This is a genomic window from Actinomyces sp. HMSC065F11 (assembly GCF_001813085.1).
Taxonomy (GTDB): domain Bacteria; phylum Actinomycetota; class Actinomycetes; order Actinomycetales; family Actinomycetaceae; genus Gleimia; species Gleimia europaea.
This window is the reverse complement of record NZ_KV811472.1, coordinates 49232-69935: the sequence shown is the minus strand read 5'-3', so window position 1 is coordinate 69935 and position 20704 is coordinate 49232. Positions and strand designations below refer to the sequence as shown.

The following is a 20704-nucleotide window of genomic DNA, read 5'->3' as shown; positions in this document are numbered from 1 at the left end:
ATGCTGTAATGGTTTGAAATAGTTGCAACCTTTTGCAGCATATGTGACTTTTTACAACTCGATGATGAGGAGAATAATGAGAGTCAAGAGTTTGTGGGCTGGATTATTAAGCCTAGTCTTGCTATTTGCCGGCTTGGTGGCAGTGCCAATCCAAGCGAATGCTACTGAAACATCTGTAGACGTAAAGGTAAAACCGCTCGCCAGCGTTTCTGAAAGTGATTACGGGAACTACTCGGTGTGGCTTTGGTACTCGGGTGAGGATGGAAAGTCCGTGCCTTTACACGTGGGAGCAGATGGCGAGCTTCAAGCAGCGTTTTCGATCCCTGAAGGTGCTACGAATGCGGGTATGCTCGTTCGTCGTGCGCAGGATGGAAACGAGTGGGCTCACCAGTCACAGGATGTGACATTAGAGGTGGGAAAGAACCTCCAGGTGAGCGTAGTCGAAACCGAGCAGTCAAAGAACTGGCAGATTGACGTAACCGAACAGGCAGCGCCAAGCCCAGAACCGGGCGAGAATCCGGACCCTTCCTCGTATACCGCGGAGCTCACCGTTCACTACGTGCGTTACACCGGCAACTATGATGGCTGGAACATCTGGACATGGCTACCGAATCAGGATGGTCAAAGCGTTGCATTGACGGAAGGGACGGCAACTTGGAGCGTAGAGTCTGACCAGCCGATTACCCGGGTCGGTGTGATATTGCGTCGCTCCACGCCGGACAACGAGTGGGCAGAGAAGAACACGTCCGATGATCTGTTCATTACCGATTTTAAGGACGGCAAAGCCGAGGTGTGGATAGCGCAGGGTGATCCGAACGTCTACTACTCGCAGGACGATGTTCCAGCTACCCCGGACTTGTCCTGCCACGAACTATATTCCAAGGAGTTTAACGACAAGTATTTCTACGACGGTGAACTGGGAGCCCTGTACACCCCGGCCTCCACGACGTTCCGGTTGTGGGCGCCGACGGCCGCCTCAGTTAGCCTCGTAAATTATTCCAACAGCGGTGAAGTCCTGCCTATGACCAAGGGAGAACGCGGAACCTGGGAGTACGTTTTCGAGGGCGATGCGAACATGATGGAATACCGCTATCGCATCGAGTTTGAAGATGGCAAGGTCGATGAATCGCCGGATCCGTATGCGCGTTCGTCAACGGCAAACTCTACACGTTCGGTCGTTATTGATGTTGCAAATGTAAACCCGCAGGGCTGGGACGGCGCGCGTATGAAGCCGTTTAGTGGGATCGAGGACGCGACTATTTACGAGGCGCATGTTCGCGATATGACGATTGCTCCAAACAACGGCATTTCGAACAAGGGGAAGTTCCTGGGGCTTACTGAGACCGGTACGAAGACTGAGAAGGGTAACGTTTCGGGGCTGGACTACATCAAGTCGCTTGGCGTAACACACGTTCAGTTCCTGCCTATGTACGACTTTTACACGGTAGATGAGACGGGCGATCTTGGTTATGACAAGCAGTACAACTGGGGTTACGACCCGGTGAACTACAATGTGCCGGAAGGCTCGTACGCTTCTGATCCCACAGACCCTGCATCGCGCGTGCGCGACATGAAGGCCATGATCGATGCGGTTCATGATGCTGGCATGTATGTGGTGATGGATGTTGTGTATAACCACGTGTATGACACGCAACTGTCGCCGCTTCAGCGTACTGTTCCGGGCTATTACTTCCGGTATACGGATGGATGTGCTTTGCAAAACGGCACGGGTGTGGGCAACGAGACCGCTTCGGAGCAGCCTATGATGCGCAAGTACATGATCGATTCGCTCAAGTTCTGGGCGCAGGAGTATTCGATTGACGGTTTCCGATTCGACCTCATGGGTATTCATGATGTTGAAACGATGAATGAGATTCGTTCTGAGCTAAACAAGATTGACAAGAGCATCGTCATGCTTGGCGAAGGCTGGAACATGGGCAATCATCCTGAGGGAGTTAAGGGAGCGAACCAGGATAATGCGACGCTGATGCCGGGTATCTCGTTCTTTAACGACAAGTTCCGTGACACGATGAAGGGAACTCACAACACGCAGGCCGGAACTGGCTATGTGTCTGGAGGTGGCGCAGACAACGTCGCGTGGGACGTGTTCAACCTGATAAAGGGAGCCAACCATGTTCGTAACTACGCGGATGCGTCGCAGTCTGTGAACTATAACGAGGCGCATGACAATCTGACGATGTACGACAAGCTTAGGGGCTCGCTCCCTGGTGCTTCGGAGGAAGACATAGTGCGCAGACATGCGTTTGCAACACAGGTTCAGTTCCTCTCAAATGGCGCCAATTTTGTCCACGCCGGTCAGGAGGCGCTACGAACTAAGGGAGGGGAGGAGAACTCCTATAAGTCGCCTGATAGTGTCAACGCATTTGATTACGATCGTGCCGCAGATTTTGAGGACTCAGTTGCTTACTTCCGTGAGCTCGCGAATTTCCGTGCTGAAAACAGCTGGGTGCGCCTAGTGGACTATTCGAAGATTGAGCAAGCATATGAGGGAGTGTCGATTAAGGACGGTGACAAGCGGTTCTCCTACAAAGTGACGCTTGCGGATCAGCCTGAGCGCATCGTGTTCGTGAACCCAACGGATGCGGACTGGAATGTCACGCTCCCGGAAGGCAATTGGAAGCTGCTCCTGTCTGGTCTGAATGATGCGCCAATGGCCCGCATGTCAGACGGTGATACCAGTTTCAGCGGTGACGTTGCGATCGGTCACGTGTCAGCTGTTGTCTTTGAGAAGGCGCCGGATAAACCCGCCGAAACGGAGCCAACGACCGAAACGGAGGCCACAACCGAGACAGAAGCCACGACGGAAACGGAGGCCACGACCGAGACGGAAGCTACGACCGAAACGGAGCCCAGCACGAAGGGGACGGAAGTGCCGGCGGATAACGACAAACCCACGGTGACACAGAGTCCCAGCGGTTCGCGGGTTCCTTCGGTAACTTCTCAGCCCACCTATTCGCATGGGCGGGGCGAGTCGAAACCGTTGGCGAAAACGGGTGCGGAAGCCGGACTCCTTGCGTTCTTCGCGTTGGCGTTAGCAGGAGCTGGTGTCCTTGCAATGCAAACATCACGAAGGCACTAACGTGTTGTGACAGTAAAAATGATCCCGACGGCAATTGAAATGGCCGTCGGGATCATTTTTGTGTTCCGAGAGATTTAGGCGTCGCCGCCCTCACCGCCGGAGTGGCCCGCATTCGGGTTGAACAGGTCATACTTGTCAATCGCCTGCTGAAGTACGGAGCGGTCCATCTTACCTTCCTCGACAAGGCCCTGGAGAGCGCGGATTACAACCGACTCAGCGTCTATCTTCAGGTAGCGACGTGCCGCTGCGCGAGTGTCGGAGAATCCAAAACCGTCCGCGCCAAGCGGGTAGTACTTGCCGGGCACCCAGCGAGCGATCTGGTCATGAACGAGGTGCTCGAAGTCAGAAGTCGCAATGGTTGGGCCTTCAGCCTGCTCCAAAACGGAGGTGACGTAAGGCTTGCGAGCCTCCTCGTTCGGGTGTTCGAAGTTGTACTTGTCTACCGCGATCGCTTCGCGGCGTAGCTCGGTCCAAGAGGTCACCGAGTAGACAGCTGCGTCGACGCCCCAGTCTTCGCGCAAAATCTTTCGCGCCTCGCGAACCCACGGCACGCCCACGCCAGAGGCCAGGAGCTTAACCTTCGGGCCGTTGCCCTCGAAATTGTCAAGCATGTACATGCCCTTGATCAAGCCGTCAACATCAAGGTTTTCCGGCTCTGCGGGCTGGTGGATCGGCTCGTTGTATACCGTGAGATAGTACATGACGTTGCGGTCACGGCCAGACTCGTTCGGGCCGTACATGCGCTCGATTCCGTCCCTCACGATGTGGCGAATCTCGTAAGCGTAGCCCGGATCGTAGGTGACCACAGCGGGGTTCGTGGAGGCAATGACTGGCGAGTGGCCGTCCATGTGCTGCAAGCCTTCACCGGCAAGCGTGGTCTTACCCGCAGTAGCGCCAATAATGAATCCGCGCGAGAGCTGGTCGCCCGCAGCCCAGAACTGGTCTGCCGTCCGTTGGAAACCGAACATCGAGTAGAAGATGTAAACGGGAACCATCGGGAAGTTGTGGGTGGCGTAAGAGGTACCCACAACCTGTAGCGCAGCCGCAGAACCGGCCTCGTTAATGCCCGTGTGAAGAACCTGACCTTCCTTTGCTTCCTTGTAGGAGAGCATCATTGAGGCATCCACGGCCGTGTAGTTCTGCCCGTGCGTGTTGAAGATCTTTGCGGACGGGAAGATCGCGTCCAGGCCGAAGGTACGGGCCTCGTCGGGAATGATCGGCACAATGTACTTGCCGAACTCCTTGTCCCTAATCAGGTCTTTCAAAAGACGCACGAACGCCATGGTGGTGGCAACCTGTTGGGCGCCCGATCCCTTGGCAAGGGCGTTGAAAGGCTTGTCTGCCGGCATTGGCAGGGCCTTGTCATCCCGGTGGCGCGAGGGGAGGAAACCGCCAAGCTTAGCGCGACGCTCAAGCATGTACTGCAATACCGGATCGTCATCGGCCGGCTTGTAGTACGGAGGCAGGTACGGGTTCTTCTCGAGCTCCTCATCCGAAATTGGAATGCGTAGGAGGTCGCGAAGGCCCTTCAGGTCATCAACCGTGAGCTTCTTCATCTGGTGGGTTGCGTTGCGGCCAGCGAAGTGCGGGCCCAGCGCGTAGCCCTTAATGGTGTGCGCCAGAATGACGGTGGGCTGGCCGGTGTGCTCGACAGCGGCCTTGTAGGCGGCGTATACCTTGCGGTAGTCGTGGCCGCCGCGGCGCAGATCCCAGATCTCGTCGTCGGTCCAGTCCTTAACCATTTCCTTGGTGCGCGGGTCGCGGCCAAAGAAGTGCTCGCGCACGTATGCACCATCGTTTGCCTTGAAGGTCTGGTAGTCGCCGTCAAGGGTTTCGTTCATGATGTTTACGAGGGCGTGGTCCTGGTCGGCTTCTAGCAGACGGTCCCAGCCTCGTCCCCACACAACCTTGATTACATTCCATCCGGCGCCGCGGAAGAACGATTCGAGTTCCTGAATGATCTTGCCGTTACCGCGGACCGGGCCGTCGAGGCGCTGCAGGTTGCAGTTAACAACGAACGTGAGGTTGTCCAGGCCCTGCTGCGCTGCAAGCTGAAGCATGCCGCGTGATTCGGGCTCGTCCATTTCACCGTCACCAAGGAACGCCCACGTGTGCTGCTGCGAAGTGTCTTTGAGGCCGCGCAGTTCTAGGTACTTGTCAAACCAAGCCTGGTAGATCGCCTCGGCGGGGCCAAGACCCATGGACACCGTGGGGTACTCCCAGAAGTCGGGTAGCTGACGCGGGTGCGGGTAGGAGGGGATGCCGTGCTCGGTGGAGACCTGCTGGCGGAATCCGTCCATCTGCTCTTCGGTGAGCCGGCCTTCGAGGAAGGCTCGCGCATAAACGCCGGGGGAGGAGTGGCCTTGGAAGAACACGTGGTCACCGCCGCCTGGGTGATTCTTCCCGCGGAAGAAGTGGTTGAAGCCCACCTCGTACAGGGTCGCTACCGACGCGTAAGAAGAGAGGTGTCCGCCAACGCCAACGCCGGGCCTCTGGGCGCGCATGACCTGAACGGCAGCGTTCCAGCGCATCCAGCGGCGGTACTGACGCTCGGTCGCCTCATCGCCGGGGAAATATGGTTCTTGATCAACGGGAATGGTGTTGATGTAGGGAGTGGTGAGTTCTAGAGGAATCTGAACGTCTTTGCGACGAGCTTCTGCAAGCATGTGAAGCAGGATATAGCGGGTGCGTGGCCCGCCTTTTGCTTCATAAAGGCTTCTTAGAGATTCCAGCCATTCCTCGGTTTCGTGCGGGTCATTGTCCGGCACTTGACTCAGCATGCCATTGACTACTGGGCGGTGATCTGCTTCAGCCACGAATCCTCTTTCTCTCGAAACGTATCCACTAGTGGATCGTATAGTTTTCTTTGGTTCTAATCATCCCCGGTTTTGGTAGTTTTTGCACTTGGTACCGGCTTGATTTTTGTCCACGTGTGCCTGAAAACACAGGAAGTGTAAAACAGGATGAGGACGTGGAGCCTGCTTGGCTCATATGTGGACTATTTGGCATGCGTGTGCCTGAAACTTAGGTAGACTGAGCGCGTGATATCAAAATCTGATTCCCGAAAGGTGGATCCGACGGCTCTTTCGAGTCTCGGTTATAAAAGCGGCCAGATTGTTCAAGAGTTTTATTGGGACGAAGATACCGATGATTCTTTGCGCGCCGCAGTTGAAGATGCAACGGGCAACGAGCTCGTAGACGTTGATTATTCAGACGTTGTAGATGGCGTGATTGTTTGGTGGCGTCTGGAGGATTCGGAGGAGGACGACCTGGCAGATGTCCTGCTGGATGCCTCTGCGAATATGGACAATGGTGGGGTTGTCTGGGTGCTTACTCCAAAGTCGGGCACGCCAAATCACGTTCCGCCCGAGGTAGTGGCCGACGCTGCACAGGTTGCGGGCATGAGCGCCACGTCTGCAGCCATGGTCTGCGAGGACTGGTCGGGAATGCGTTTAATCGCTCAGGCTCGCCAGTAGACTGAGACTATTGCCACTGTTTTATGAAATAGTGGTTTGTAAGATGAAATTTGCTCCCGGAGTTGGGTATGATCTTTGACGTTCCACTCCGTTGGAGTTGGGCCTATAGCTCAGTTGGCTAGAGCGCCACGTTTACACCGTGGATGTCGGGGGTTCGAGTCCCTCTGGGCCCACAGGCAGATGCCCGGCGAAAGCCGGGCATCAGTTGTATCTACAGCTCTCGATCGAATGGTCGTGACCTTCTGTGCGATTGTCCGGCCTGAGAGGCCGGCTGCAGACCCGGTAATTTGGTTTGGTTCGTGCGGTAGTCTCGAGGCATGTGGACTGTTTCTGATGTTATGGAAATTATGGAGGCCCGCTATCCGCAGCGCCTCCAAGAGTCGTGGGATAAGAACGGCCTAATCGTAGGAGATCCTGGGCAGAAGGTAAGCAAGATCCTCCTGGCTGTTGATCCCGTTGCTGAAACGGTCGCGCAGGCGATTGAGGACGGCTACGACATGCTAATTACGCACCATCCTCTCTACCTTCGCGGTACCAGCTTCGTGTCGCGCTTGGATTACAAGGGCAGGATTGTGCACGATCTCATCAAATCTGACGTGGCCCTTATGAACGCACACACCAACGCTGATTCGGCGGCACGCGGCGTGGCCTGGGCGCTGGCGCAGGCGGTCGGTATCGAAGGTGAACCGTTTGATCCCATCGACGAGGACGAGGCGGGAACCGCTCGCGGTTTGGGCCGCATCGGCAAGCTCGAAGCGCCGCAAACGCTACGGGAGTTCGCTGATCGCGTGGCAAGAGCGCTCCCCGCTGGTCCGCACGGTATTTTCGTGGGCGCGCCCGGCGGCGATCTTGATGCGCCGGTCAGAACTGTTGCCGTGTCAGGAGGGTCTGGCGACTCCTTCCTCGCGCGCGCCCGCGAGCTTGGGGCCGATGTATACGTCACCGCGGACCTGCGTCACCATCCGGCCAGTGAACACCTCGAAGAAGGTGGCCCGGCCCTCATCTGCGGTTCGCATTGGGCAACTGAATGGCTATGGCTACCACACTTGGCAGATGATCTTGAAGAAGCCGCCGCGGATGCGGGCGTGCAACTACAGGTGGATGTTTCGCGATTTGTTACCGAACCGTGGAACCTGCACCTGGAAACCCTTGGATAAACTATTGGGGTGGGCGCGTCAGCCTAATACACTTTGATTAGAACTAAAAGCACTACCGAGTGAAAGAGCGGGCATAGTGAAAGCTTCAAAAGCGGACCAGGTGAAACTTCTTGAACTACAACAGGTTGACACGCGGATCTTGCAGTTGCGCGCGGCCCGCAGTAAACACCCGGCGGTCAAAGTGCTCGACGCCCTTGAGGGGCGAAAAGCTGACCTGGAGCGCGCAAAAGTAACCGCACGCTCCGCAGCAACGGACGCAAACCGTGAAGTGAAGCGGGTTGAGAATGATTTGGAGCGCCTCACCTCCCGTCAAGATGTGATGAGCGAGCGCCTCGCGGCAGGCGAAGGATCCCACAAGGACCTCACTGCCATGCAGCACGAGCTGAACCAGATGGCTCAGCGCCGCAACGTCCTCGAAAATGAACTGATCGACGTTATGGCTTCGTTCGAGGCCGCGCAGGAAACCGTTTCGGAACTAGACCGTCAGACCGAAGCCGTTGGAACCGATGAGCAGGCCGCCATCGCGCAGCTTCAAGACGCGATGGGCGAGGTCGAAGCTGAGCTCAACGAAAAGCTTGCAAAACGTGACGAACTTGCAGGCGAAATCGACTCTGAGTTGCTGGATGAATACGAGTACTACCGCGAGCGCACCGGTGGCATCGGCGTGTACGAGGCGAAGGGCCGCCAAATCGTGGGCATGGTTGTGGATCTTCCTGAATCGGAATGGCATGACATCACGATGCTTGCTGAGGATGAAGTGCTCATGTCCGACGAGCTTGAAGCAATAATCGTCAAAACCGAGTAGGCGCTAGCTCGTCACAATCACGAGCTCGAGAAAATCGCGGCGTTGTCTAACTTCGATGCCCGTAAAATCGGCGCCGGTTAGTGAACGCGCGGTATCGAGCACAAAATCGATGGACCCGTCAGCCTCGCTCGCGTGCTCCAATAGAGCGCCAGCGAGGATTCCGCGGTATTTCTTCGCATTGTGTGAAACCACGGTGCGTTTCCCGTCGCGTTCGCGCACCGCATTCACTCGGATGAGGTCGCATTCGGCGGAAGTTCCCGGCCAGGCTTTTTGGTACGCGCCAGAGCGGGCGTCAACCACCACGCGATGGTAGGCGCGCTGTTCCATGAGGGTTTCGAGGTGTTTCTTCCACCAGGGGGCAAGGTTGCCTAGACCCGGTAGTTTCGTATCCATTGACAGGCGATAGGGCGGGATGGGGGAAGCCAAGTCCACCACTCCTAACAGAGCAGATTGTACCCAAATCTCGAAGTTCGAGTTCGCCTTGTACCCCGCACCGATCTCGCCAAATCGACCAGCTTCGTAAAGTACGCCAGAATAAACTTGCCAAGCGGGGCCAGCCTGCGCTGACCGCAGGTGTTTGTTCGCTTCAACCTCGTCGGCAATGGTCTTGCCTACTTTTAGGATTTCCAGGGCGTCGCGTCGCGCAGAAGTTTCAATCAAGCAATCGAGCACGCTCTGGCGTGCATCTGCGAGCTGCGTGGAAAACGGGGCGATCGCGTCGGCATCAAAATTGACGGTCGAGGCGGGAAGGGTCTTGCCTTCGGATGGAGGGAAAAGTACAAGCATGCGTCCAACTCTAGTAGACTTGAGCGGCGGAGAAGATGGCTGGATGGCCGCGACATTGTCGAGGAACGTCCGGACTCCACAGGACACGGTGGTGGCTAACGGCCACCCGGGGTGACTCGCGGGATAGTGCCACAGAAAACAAACCGCCCGTTTTTGGGTAAGGGTGCAAAGGTGGTGTAAGAGACCACCGCGGCCCAGGTGACTGGGCTGGCAGGGTAAACCCCACCGGGAGCAAAACCAAGCAGCGTGCCGGGCTGTCCGTCCAAAGCGCGCGGGTAGGTTGCTAGAGGCCGCTGGTAACAACGGCCCGAGATAGATGGCCATCGAAGGGGCTTCGCCCTGGAACAGAATCCGGCTTATAGGCCGTCTTCTCCGCACTTAAACCCTTAATATCAGGGATAAGTGGCCGCCTTCACCGTTAGCCGTGACTAGGCTATGACAACCCAAAGCCTTCCGACACTGCGTCCCGTATCGAATCGAAACCATCGTGCCACATATGGGAATACGTCTCGAGCGTCATTGCAGCAGACGAATGCCCCAACGCCCTCTGAACTGTGATCACAGACGCTCCTTGGCTAATCAGAAGTGAAGCGTAAAAGTGCCGGAGGTCGTGAAACGTGTAATCAGTAATCCCAACTCTCTTCAGCGCATTATGCCAGTGGGTGAATAATCTCTTACGATTCCACAACAAGCCGCGAGGCGTTTTGAACACGAACCCCTCTCCCTCTCCGATCAGCTCAAGCACCATGTCGACCGCAGGGATAGAACGGTACGACGCGTCCGTCTTTAATTCGGTGAACGTCAACTCGCCGTTGCGTGGCTGTAGCTGACGATCCACTGTGATCGTTTTGCTTGACGGATTAACACGATCGTAAGTCAACCCAAATAACTCACCTTGTCTCAAACCGGTTAACGCCCCAGTTAAAACGAGCCTTCGCCATTCGGGCGCTCCCGCGTCCGCGATCTCATAAACCTGTTCGACCGTAAGCGGTATGATACTCCGTCTTGGTTCTCGCAAGCGCTGAAGATCTGCAGAAGGGTCCCTAGCGATAAGACCATCTTGAAGCGCCTGCCCCATGATGGTCTTAAAATAGCTCAGCGCGATGTTGACGCGCCCTGCCGACATGCCTGAACTCTTTAAGTCGTTAAACCAAACCTGCGCTGCTTGCTTGCTAATCTCGTTGACCCGCAACCCATGCAACGGCTCCATGTACCCGTAGTAATAATCGTGCTGCGTTTTACTCGGCTCTCTAACATCTCTACCGTCGAAGTACTGCTTCGCATATGCTCCGAAACGTTGATTACCGGCTTCGCGGTTACTTAGCTCAGGAGTCAAATACTTCTCTGCTTCGCGGAGATCTAACCATTCCTTAGCCTGCCTACGCTTTGGAAAAGATTTAGACCGCTGCTTCCCTGGAGACCCCACGTACCGCGCCCGCCACTTACCTGACGGGAGCTTGTCAATGCTACCCATAGGCCGATTATAAGCATGAAAAAAGGCCCCGTTCTGTCAACCGCGTGGGGCCAAACGCGTTGTGCAGGAAAAACAACAACGGCATCCAAGACAAAAGTCCGAAAGGATGGATGCCATCAAAACCTGCAACACTCATAGCATACCATCGGGCTCCAGATGGCGCACGATTTCACGATTCGTGTCTTCTGCCCAGCGAAGTATGCGAAAGTAATCCCACAAGGCTACGCGGCCAACCTCGAAATCAGGATCCGGCAATATGCCACGCGATTTCCACATCGTGACCGCGTTGGAATCCTTATCAAATCCGAACATGAATTTTAGATCATCGGTTCCTACAAGAAACGGCTTAGGCCGAAAGTGTCGCTCCCAAGCAATCTTACGTATGAACCAGGCTTCCAAAGCGGCTGCAGGGTCGTCAGGGTTCTCGTCAATGATTCTCTGAATTTCCTCACGCATGGTTCTAGAATATCCTCACCAAGGCTGGCGGGGTACAAGATGACACGAAACACCTCACTGCTCTTCTATCCTGACCCACGCTGGTGTCCCACCTGTCGGGTGGAAGCAATTATTTGGAATGGTCGACCTCCAACGCCTCCCTTCACTATCAGTCACGATGTCGTCATCGGTTTTATGCGGGCCGCCACGCGCCCGGCGTGTCAGGCGCGAAAACGTTAAAACTAATCAAACTCTCAAACCGGTTGCCGTCATACGTGACAATGTCGCCCGCCGCGTACCACGTCTCATATTTTGCGGGGTCTGGCTCACGCCACCTAGCACCCTCCACCTTCGCCGCGTCTTTCAAAGTCACATACTGTGACTGGTAAACGCCGATAAGCTGTGCAAATTGTGCGACGTACTCCAAGTCGCTTTTACGCTCTTGAGCCGCCCGGATAAGCCCATCAAGCTCACTAATCGTAAGCCCTGAAATATCAATCATCACGCGCCCCCATAATTCGTTTTCCTTTCTTACTGGTAGGTGACTGTGCACCGGAAGCTTCCGGCGTTGTACTCGTTGTAAGCGGGCGCGCCATTATTCAGCTGGAAACTGAGATATCCGTTACGCGACAAATACGATCCCGCCGTGGGGCCATACCAAATATCAACCGCGCCGTAGTCGTAAATCTTTTGCGACCGGTTTTCGCCGCCTAAATGGAATGAGAAATCCCGTCCGCTTCCGCCGTCCATGAAATCGAAGTTGCACCGGCCCGTAAGGCGAATGCTGATAACTTTTTTGCCCTTAGCCCCCGGAATATGGAAGGTGCCGCCAGACGTGTATGAGCCAGACTGAGCAAACGTCGAGCCATACGCATACCGAATGCCTGACAGTCCCGCGCTTGCGGTGACGATTTTAGGCGCGGGAGGTGCGGACGGCGAGGACTGATTATGCAATGTGTGCGTCAGCTCCAACGCGGGGTTAAGCCGCTCCACTTTGAAAAGGCTCGGCCATGCGTCTAGCTTCCACTTCTGATACGAATGCAAACCCAGCGAGAACCGATACTGTTTACCCGCCTTGGCCTCGAATACTTCACTAGGGTGCGACGAGGCGTATGCTCCGGTTGGCCAAAGGTCGTGCCAACTAGGCGCTTGCGTATTGCCAGTTAGGAACTTCCCGTCAGTAATGGAGCTCCCGCCCTCGGGCCGTGACTGATACATCAAGTATGCGCCGCCCGCGTCTCTGCCTGATCCTGTTGGGTAAAACCGAAAGGCCACTTTCCACGAAATGGCGTACAAGCCGGGCGGAAATGATTGCCATCCCGTTTGTGCAACAATGATTGTATTTAACCCTGCCGGATGCAATACGTCCGGGATCACACTGTAAGCGGCGAGCGACGAGTTCAAGCTAATAACCTCTTGTAAATCAAGGCCGCCCACTTTAAGCGAATCGACCGCCGCCGCCCCCGTAATCGTCAGTTCACGGCCAGACACTTCACCCTGCGGGCTCATGTACGCGGTCACCGTGCCCGCCTCGTCAGCCACAGAAATAAAACGCGCCCCGTCCGACGTGAGGTTAAGCGCCGTGGCCCGCTTGTCCCAATCCGTGGGTTTGATACCCGCCTGTTTCTGCTCTGGCGTGAGTGGGTGGTAAATCGTGAGCCCGCTAGACGTCCACCTGGCGTTATCGCCCGGAATCAGAATATCCACCGAGGCTGTGCCCGCTTTAATCCGCATGCCACTGAGCTCGCCAACCGTGGCCTTGTTAATGTCGATCGCGCTAACCACGCCATCGCCCGGCTGAACACTACGCCAAACCTTGCCATCAAAAAGTTTAGGCACACTACCCGGCTTAAACCAGATAATCTTCTGGCCCGAAACCGTCGCGGGCTGATAATCGGAATACGCTACGAGCGCTTTACCGTCCGCGCTAGTTTGCGCTTGCTGAGCCGCCGTCATAGCGTCTTGCGCCTGCTTCGCTAACTCATCGGCTTTAGCCCGCGCCTCTTCCGCCGCAGTCTTGGCCGCCCTGGCCGCGCTATCAACCGCCAAGACTGACAGTTCAACGTGATTAGCCTTTTGCTCCGCCTGCGCCGCCGCGTTCTGCACCGCCACCATGTCGTCACGGGTCTCATTAATCGACTGTGATAACCATGTGGACGTGCTTATGAGCGAGTCGTACACGCCCCTAGCCAGATTGTTCGCGTCACTCGCCGCCTGCTTAGCCTCGTCCGTGCCCGCCTTCAAAGCCTCGTTCTCAAGCCTTTGTGCTTCCTTCGCCGCATCCAACGCCGCCTGCGTGAGCTGGGCCGCCGTCTCCGCATTCCGCGCCGCCGCCTCTGCCGCCTTGGCAGACGAATCAACCACAACAATGCTTTCGCGCGCCATCTCTAACGCTTCTTGAGTGGCCGCGGTAGACACAGATACGCCCCCCACAGGAATGTCATCGGATTCCATTCCCGCAAGATTACGGATCGCGACATAAATCTCATATCGTCCGGAAGGTACTTCAACCGTCTTTGAACCACCCGTCGGCGCGGTAATACTCCCAAGATAATCGGTGTGGTCACCAACGGTCGCGTAGATACGCAAGCTTTCAAAGTCGTTCGGCAGAGGAGTGGCTGCAGTGCCGTCCCAGGTGACGGTCAACGCGGTCCCGCCCTGTACCGTGACTCCTGTAGGGTCTGGAGGCTGAACACCATCTACCGGCTTCGGCTGCCACGACCCGTCGACCTGACGGCCAAGAACCAGGACTGTCTGACCATCTGCGTCACGCACCTCAACGCTGCCTTGATCGACGCTAGACCACGGTAGCGAAGGTGACGTCTCTAGGTCCGAGACACGCCTAGATAGGTCATCAAATAAGCGTGCCAGCTCCTTATGAGAATTCACGCCAACTCAACCTCCAAACTAACCTCTCCAGTACCTGCAGAACGGTCAATACCCAACACGCGCACCCACTGGTCGAACTCACCCAAAACCCGCAGTTCGTTACCCGGCCTGATAGACGCGACAGGCGCCAAGGGGCTATCTAAAAGCTTGACCTGCTTATAACGAGCGTCCCCATCTTGAGCTGAAAGAACTCTCCGCGCTAAACGCCCCGCAGCATCGTGAGACGTCACCTTCTTATCTGTATACCGCACGCACCTGCGCAACTTGCCAGTATCTGCCGTGACAGGTCCGGTACGCACCATTTTTGACCCTTCACCAGCACCCCACACTGTGACAGCCGAAGCGTAATCTTGCCCGTCCATAACCCATGACGGCCTGACGTGAGCATTCACGCCAACTTCAACACGCAGGTCATGACGTCTGACGTGAAAGTGGTGGTCATAGTCCAGGAACCGTGCGACGCGACCGTTCTGCCACTCGACGCGTTCTAGGAACTCGACACCAGCCTCTTCCTCCATACGATGAATCACACGAGCCAGGTCATCATCTGTGTACGGTTCCAACGTGAAGGGCTTCGCTTCATGATCTCGCTTATCAGTCTCAACCCAACTGACACGCCACTTACCGTCAGACGTCTTAACGGGCGTCCCCTTATTAAGCTTCTGTGCTGCAGCTTTCGTCGCGTAGGTTCGCGACTGGTTCCGCTTCACGGTCTCCGTCCAGGCTTTTTCACCTACTCGCACAGTCGACTTCAGGGACGATACCGATACGTGAAGATTCCCGTCCGGGTAGGACTGCAAGGTGCTCCAAATGTGGCGTACGACGTCCAACGGATCTACTTGGATACGGCTCCACACGTCTTCAACCCAAGGTTGACCTTTAGGGTAAGCACTGAACCCGGTGCATTCCACTTCAACCCCTTGACGCTGGTTCTCGATTCTTGTGACGATCCCTCCAGTAGTTAAAGCCCCGTTCTCCTCAACCCACACACCGTGGCGCCACGGTTCAAGAGGGGACACGAACTCACCCACAAAGAACCTTAAAGACGCTGGACGACTCAGACTAGTGGACCAGTGAACATCTTGGTAAGGAAACCCTGCCTCCCACGTGGCGCCTGTGAGCAGATCTTCAACCACTAACCTCATAGGGCAGTACCTCTGAAAGTCCACTTAATAGTTCCGGCACTCTGATAATCCAACTTGACGTTTCCGCCACTTGTGACAAGTCCAGCCAGGCCAAGAGTCACGGTGTCGCCCCTGAACTTTGACACGTCCAACGTGCCAGCCATATACAACGATTGACGCAGATTGTAATTAACCCACTCAGATCGTTCATGAATAATGATGCCGTTCTCACTCATATCCGCATCGCGTAGATTGTCCTTATCCCGCGTGGCGAACACTCTGACGCCTGCGACCATTCGAGACGCAGTGACCTCGATACGGACACCATTCATTGCGATTTCCACGATTGCTTCTGACGCCCAGTCGGGAACCTTCGCGCTCGTCCACGTGACTGCCTTATAGGAGGTGCCAGCAGCGCCAAACGGCATTTGCTCGCGTGGTGTAGACACCACCAACCCAGTTTCTTCTAGTGGCACAGCAACAGTTCGGAGGTCTGTAACCATTCCTGCTGTCACGCCACCCGACCCTGCTGGAATGGTAAGCCTTGCCAGTACGACATGTGGGTAAGAGACGGGGGCAGTCGTTGCCTTAGCTCCAACGCCCTGCACTAACTCCAACCGTGCAAAGTCGCCAGTACCTTGCCCGCCATACTCTGGGTCATCGATACGGATAATGACAAGGTCGGTACGTGTACCCCCACCAGGAGCGGGCACTTCCACCGTTGCATTCGCTACATTCTGAGCGACGTAAGACTGTCCGGCAGCACCCGCATAGGTAGACACGATCACAGCCGCTCCACCTGCTACCGTCACATTGAACGACCCGTTCGCAGTCACCTTCAGGTCAGTAGGTCGAACCACGCCTTGAGCGCCACTAGTAGCCGCATACGTTGCTGTCCTAGCGACTGCCGCCGAGTGGTAAACACCATCACCCTGAACCGCCCAGGGCACTGCTTGCATAACCATTAGAACTCCTTAGATAGTCGCGTAAGCGTCGCGTGTCCAAACGTCGACACTTCCAATGTCTGAATTACCGGCGCCCACCGATATTAAAACCGGATAGTCCCCAGGAGGGAGTAGCAAGTCACTGAACCGCACTCCCGCTCCCAACAACATGTGGGCGGGGCGACCGTCATAGGTCTTGACTGTGCGGGCACGGGCGTCCACCTCTATCCAAGGAGAAGGAACTACGCCAGTGAACGGTACACGCACTTTGCCTATAGTCACCACCGGATCTTTAACCGGCCCATATACGCGTATGCGGACCGGAGATGGCACTTCTCCTTTAACCTGCAGAGTCCCACCTTTAGCAGCGTCCGCTGCGCTTCCTTGCATGACGAGTGGAAACTCTGCTGGAAACACGAACCCGAACTTCACGTTCGGCTTGTGCGACACTGCCGACACTTTTCGCTCCGCACCATAAAACCAGGGGGACGACATTTGGAACGTGGCTCTCACACGCAGATATCGGAAGTGAATACCCGAATGGAGGTCACCTATCTCAAACCCGCGAGGGCGACCAAAAGCAACGACTCTACGGTTCGCAATGTTCAACGTCATCGCGGTCTCGCTAGTACGGTACTTCTCCCATTCGGACCGTAAACGGCGCACCAAGTTGAACGTTTCCTCAGCGGAACTAGTCCTGGAAACGCCGATATGCAGGTCAACTTCGGGAGATGCCACCAGATCGCGACCGAGGTGCAGTATTGACGTCTGCTCATCTTGAAAATCGTCATCAAACACGCTGCGACGAGGGACAACCACGTCTTCGAGCGTGTAACTGGTGCCCGTGCCCAACTGGATTTCACCGACTGTGACGTTCACCGTCGCCATTCCATGCTCCTCATTTCACGCCCGAACTCCCGAATAACCTTGTCCACCATTTCTTCAGTTGAAACCCCACCAATGTTGAGCGTGTTCACCGTTGGTGCCGGAACGTTGGTTCCAACGTAATGAACAGGCTGTACGCGCCCGCCAGTGGCGAACTTTGGTGCCCTACCTTCCCTCACGAGACGCCGCAACCTCTCAAGGTTGGCGTGGCCGCCAATCTTCAAAACTTCCTCTGCTGTCCACACGTGCTCACCATTTGACAGCCAGGCGGGGATAGAATCTGAAGTTGCGGTTCCGGGGCCGATCACTGGGCCGCCGGTTGCTAGTCCGACGGCGCTTTTGACTGCGTTCCAGGCAGAGCCAACTTTCTGTGCGAATATCGACACCGTGTGAGCGACGGGCAGGTTCGCCACCCATGTGTTAACAGACCCGGTCATGTTGTCCTTAGCGTTGACTGTGACTGTGCCAGTCCGCGTATCTACGTAATTCACAGCGCCGTCGGTTTGTTGCCTAGCCGGGCTGGTGTTCGCGTCGACAACGAACCTATACTCGCTCGACGCTTTAGAGGTCACCCCGTCGACCTTCTGGTCAGCGGAGCTGGTATTAGCGTCGACGTTAACCGTTGCCGGAGTGTTCTCAGTGGTCTCTGAGACTTGCGCTTTGAACTGTTCAATAGTCTCGGGTGGCAGTTCAATACCTGCGTGAACTAGGGCTTCCTCAATGCTCATGCCTTCGTTGATTGCAGCAGAGAACTTGCGCGCGGCTTCCGCGCCGTGAGATTGCATAATCTCACCTATAACGCCCATGACTGCTTCCGACTTGAGTGCTTCGGCGAAGGCTTCTGAAGACCCTGTGCCCGCGTCACCAAACAGTGCGTTCAACCTGTCGAATGCAGCCGTGTTACCTTCCGCACCATCAACAAGGTCCTGCACGATCTGCGCTCCCGCCGGCCCCATCTCCATCAACTCAGCGAAAGCGGCTCCCGACAAGGCACCAGATTCGACAAAAGACTGCAAGACAAGCATGTTTTCCTGCCAGTTTTTCATCGATTCGACTTGCTTTTCGATCCCTGACAGCCAGTCTCCAAGACTTGTATACGCTTCGCCCGTGTTCTCTGAGAGGTCAACGAACGAGCGTGATAACTCGGAGACGTGACCCACCCACTCTGCCATTTCTTCTTGCGTCATGGTCATAGCGCCACCCCAACGATCTACGGTCGCGGCAGCGTCCATCATCGCGGCGTCTTGGAGTTCGACAGCGCCAGTCGCTTCGTCAACCACCGGCACTAGTTCGCCTTGAGCCATTTTCAGAAGCATGGTCTCGTCCGCGTCGAGTCCTGCGGCAGCAGCCTGTCGTTTCAGTTCATCTGACAGCTCCGGCATGGCTCTCAGTAGATCTGTCTTTGCTGCTTCATCGTCACCTAATGTGTCAGCTATAAGGCGGAACTGTCGGGCAACGTCCTCAATATTGCCTGAGCTTGCCATCTGCGCAAACGTCTTGTCATAGTCTTTGAGCGCGTCGCGAATCTTTGATTCACCAGCGCGAATATCCAGACCAACTAGGCCAGCCAGCCCTTCAGTGAAAGATGCAAGACTACTGGTCGCCTTATTCCACATCGAGTCGTCGTTGATCCAGCTCAAAGCACTCTTAAACGACTCGGTATCAATATCGAACTGTCCACTGAACCAGTCTGTGAACGGATTGCCAGTAGACCTGACCTCCTGAAACAGTGAGGAGAGCGAGTCTCCGGACTGTTCAGCTTCCAACAATCGCCTTGAAAGTTCACCAGCGTCGATACTAGTTTCAACCATTGACTTGCCAACTGCGGACAAGGTGCTTAACAGTGCTAACCAGCCGGCCACTTTGCCAGCTTTTTTACCGACACCAAAAACCTTACTACCCTTCGTTGCAAACGTGTCAAACGTGGCAGAGGAAACTATCCCCAAGTTCTTCAGTGTCTGCATCAGTTCCGCAAACTTGACGACACTGTTCACAGCAAAACCGCCGGCAAGCATGATTCCACCACCAAGCAGGCCGATGCTCGTGAGTGCTCCAGCTACAGGCTCCGGCATGCTGCCTATCAGTTTCGCTAGTTCCGAGATGCCGTCCGCCGCAACTTGCACTGCAGGCAGTAGGGAATCGCCAAACGTGATTGCAGCGTCCCGGATATTATTCATTGCCAGTGTTCGACGTGCCGCGGTCGTTTGGAAACGTCTCGACGCTTCTTCTTCGAGTGCAATGTTCTCTTCATACGCTTGCCGCGCAAGCTGCATGTATTCGCCAACCTGGTCGGCCATTAGGGCGGTCGATCCTAAAGTACGCTGCATTTGAGCGTCGGTCATGCCAAGCTGACGCATGATCGACGTCGTATCCTCCCCAGCTTCTTGAAGCTTGCCGAAACCTTGCAGGAAGCTGACCACCGCGCTGGAAGCATCTTCCTCCCACGCTCTCCGGAACTGCTCGGCAGTCATTCCGGCAGTATCAGCAAACGTTTGCAGCTTGTCGTTACCGCTACGCGAAGCGTCACCCATGGTTTGGAAGAGCTTAGAGAACGCTGTTCCACCAATCTGTGCGGAAACACCAGCCGAGGTGAGTGCCGCACCCCACGCCAACACGTCGGAAGAACTCATCTGCGCTTGACGGCCAGCGGCAGCCAGACGCAAACCAGTCTCCATGATTTCCGCCTCTGTGGTTGCCGTATTATTGCCCAGTGCCACGATGGTGGCACCTAGCCGGTCAACCTGGCTGATGGGGTGCCCCATGATGTTACTGAACCGAGCCATGTCCGTCGCTGCTGATTCGGCAGTCATGTTCGTGGCTTCGCCGAGCATGATGAGCGTCTTCGTGAACTTAGCAACATCTTGACGCTTCACGCCAAGCTGTCCTGCACTCTCAGCGACCGCAGCAATTTCTTGGTGAGTGGCCGGAAGGACGTCACGCGCCAAACTTCGCAACTGATTTTCCAACACGCCACCAAGGTCAGCACCATCTACGGTTTTAGCAACACCAGCCCATGCAGACTCCCAGTCTTCTGCAGCTTTGATAGCCAGACCAGACGCTGCTGTGGACATACCACCCGTCACCATGAGTGTCTTGCCTAATGCCGTCAGGTCCGCCGAATGGTCACGCACCCACTGGGCGTCAGTCAAGTTCTTCCGAGCACCACCAGCAATGACTGAGAAACTATTGACAGCTGTCCTCGCTGTGTTATCAACATTTCTCCCGAAAGACTGAACGGCAACACCTGCACGTTGGAGTGCTGTCTCCAACCCGGTAGCATTGCCGTCGATCGTCACTGACAAGTTATAGTCACTCATCAAGCACTTCCTCAATTGGCCTTAGCGTTATGAAGGTGCCCGGCTGCGGCTTGTCCAACTGCTGTTCCAACAGTCCAACCAGCTCACACCCTCTACATGTGGTTACGTCAGCCACTAGCGCATTTCTATCTTCTTCAAAATCGGACGGGCGTGTTCCACATCTGGAGCACGCCTGCCGTTTCCAAGCTGCATACTCAAGCGCTTTGATTCGGTCAAGACCGGTCCAGGTTCCATCACCACCCAGAAACTGTGAATGGGGGATACCCCACTGGTCACACAGTTCTAATTCGGCTCTAAAAACCGGGTCGGCCT

Annotated in this window: 15 protein-coding genes, 1 tRNA gene and 1 other RNA gene; 6 read left to right on the top strand and 11 right to left on the bottom strand. The window is 55.7% G+C overall.

All coding sequences use genetic code 11. The features are described from left to right. Window positions 1-76 precede the first annotated feature (76 nt). Window positions 77-3100, top strand: coding sequence for a type I pullulanase (gene pulA, locus HMPREF2891_RS06060; protein ID WP_186822304.1), 3024 nt, complete (start codon window positions 77-79; stop codon window positions 3098-3100). A 74-nt stretch (window positions 3101-3174) separates the two neighbouring features. Here pulA and aceE read toward each other — a convergent pair whose 3' ends face one another. After that, the gene (aceE, locus tag HMPREF2891_RS06055; RefSeq protein ID WP_070664557.1) at window positions 3175-5880 is read right to left on the bottom strand and encodes a pyruvate dehydrogenase (acetyl-transferring), homodimeric type; all 2706 of its coding nucleotides are present in this window, start codon (window positions 5878-5880) and stop codon (window positions 3175-3177) included. A 261-nt stretch (window positions 5881-6141) separates the two neighbouring features. Here aceE and HMPREF2891_RS06050 point away from each other — a divergent pair, with 261 nt between their 5' ends. The 4 genes from HMPREF2891_RS06050 (at window position 6142) to HMPREF2891_RS06035 (ending at window position 8538) form a co-directional block, all read left to right on the top strand. Further along, a complete protein-coding gene (locus HMPREF2891_RS06050) occupies window positions 6142-6576 on the top strand; it encodes a DUF3052 domain-containing protein (protein ID WP_232219420.1) in 435 nt (144 codons plus the stop codon). Window positions 6577-6675: 99 nt separating this feature from the next. Then, window positions 6676-6749, top strand: a tRNA-Val gene (locus HMPREF2891_RS06045). Between the two features lie 144 nt (window positions 6750-6893). After that, the gene (locus HMPREF2891_RS06040) at window positions 6894-7733 is read left to right on the top strand and encodes a Nif3-like dinuclear metal center hexameric protein (RefSeq protein WP_070664459.1); all 840 of its coding nucleotides are present in this window, start codon (window positions 6894-6896) and stop codon (window positions 7731-7733) included. A gap of 76 nt (window positions 7734-7809) precedes the next feature. Continuing rightward, window positions 7810-8538 (top strand): zinc ribbon domain-containing protein, encoded by a 729-nt coding sequence (locus HMPREF2891_RS06035; protein ID WP_070664457.1) that lies wholly within the window; start codon window positions 7810-7812, stop codon window positions 8536-8538. 3 nt (window positions 8539-8541) lie between these two features. Here HMPREF2891_RS06035 and HMPREF2891_RS06030 read toward each other — a convergent pair whose 3' ends face one another. Beyond that, complete coding sequence (locus HMPREF2891_RS06030) at window positions 8542-9324, bottom strand: YaaA family protein (RefSeq protein ID WP_070664455.1); 783 nt, start codon at window positions 9322-9324, stop codon at window positions 8542-8544. A 31-nt stretch (window positions 9325-9355) separates the two neighbouring features. Between HMPREF2891_RS06030 and rnpB the strand changes: the two genes are divergently transcribed. Further along, window positions 9356-9699: RNase P RNA component class A (gene rnpB / locus HMPREF2891_RS06025), an RNA gene on the top strand. A 58-nt stretch (window positions 9700-9757) separates the two neighbouring features. Here the strand turns inward: rnpB and HMPREF2891_RS06020 are convergent. From HMPREF2891_RS06020 to HMPREF2891_RS09865, 9 genes are all read right to left on the bottom strand, one after another. Next, a complete protein-coding gene (locus tag HMPREF2891_RS06020; protein WP_070664453.1) occupies window positions 9758-10798 on the bottom strand; it encodes a tyrosine-type recombinase/integrase in 1041 nt (346 codons plus the stop codon). A gap of 132 nt (window positions 10799-10930) precedes the next feature. Continuing rightward, window positions 10931-11254 carry a hypothetical protein gene (locus HMPREF2891_RS06015; protein ID WP_070664451.1) on the bottom strand — a complete coding sequence of 108 codons (324 nt, stop codon included), beginning with the start codon at window positions 11252-11254 and terminating at the stop codon, window positions 10931-10933. A 172-nt stretch (window positions 11255-11426) separates the two neighbouring features. After that, window positions 11427-11735 carry a hypothetical protein gene (locus HMPREF2891_RS06010; RefSeq protein WP_070664449.1) on the bottom strand — a complete coding sequence of 103 codons (309 nt, stop codon included), beginning with the start codon at window positions 11733-11735 and terminating at the stop codon, window positions 11427-11429. A gap of 29 nt (window positions 11736-11764) precedes the next feature. Next, window positions 11765-14122 (bottom strand): hypothetical protein, encoded by a 2358-nt coding sequence (locus tag HMPREF2891_RS06005; protein WP_070664447.1) that lies wholly within the window; start codon window positions 14120-14122, stop codon window positions 11765-11767. After that, complete coding sequence (locus tag HMPREF2891_RS06000; RefSeq protein ID WP_148131731.1) at window positions 14119-15141, bottom strand: hypothetical protein; 1023 nt, start codon at window positions 15139-15141, stop codon at window positions 14119-14121. The genes HMPREF2891_RS06005 and HMPREF2891_RS06000 overlap by 4 nt, the downstream gene beginning before the upstream one ends. Before the next feature lie 122 nt (window positions 15142-15263). Continuing rightward, on the bottom strand, window positions 15264-16211 hold the full coding sequence (locus HMPREF2891_RS05995; RefSeq protein WP_070664444.1) for a hypothetical protein: 948 nt from the start codon (window positions 16209-16211) through the stop codon (window positions 15264-15266). 9 nt (window positions 16212-16220) lie between these two features. After that, complete coding sequence (locus HMPREF2891_RS05990) at window positions 16221-17078, bottom strand: hypothetical protein (RefSeq protein WP_070664442.1); 858 nt, start codon at window positions 17076-17078, stop codon at window positions 16221-16223. Beyond that, the gene (locus HMPREF2891_RS05985) at window positions 17066-20392 is read right to left on the bottom strand and encodes a phage tail tape measure protein (RefSeq protein WP_070664440.1); all 3327 of its coding nucleotides are present in this window, start codon (window positions 20390-20392) and stop codon (window positions 17066-17068) included. Before HMPREF2891_RS05985 ends, HMPREF2891_RS05990 begins: the two co-directional genes overlap by 13 nt. Beyond that, window positions 20385-20507 (bottom strand): hypothetical protein, encoded by a 123-nt coding sequence (locus HMPREF2891_RS09865; RefSeq protein ID WP_261666843.1) that lies wholly within the window; start codon window positions 20505-20507, stop codon window positions 20385-20387. Before HMPREF2891_RS09865 ends, HMPREF2891_RS05985 begins: the two co-directional genes overlap by 8 nt. Window positions 20508-20704 lie beyond the last annotated feature (197 nt).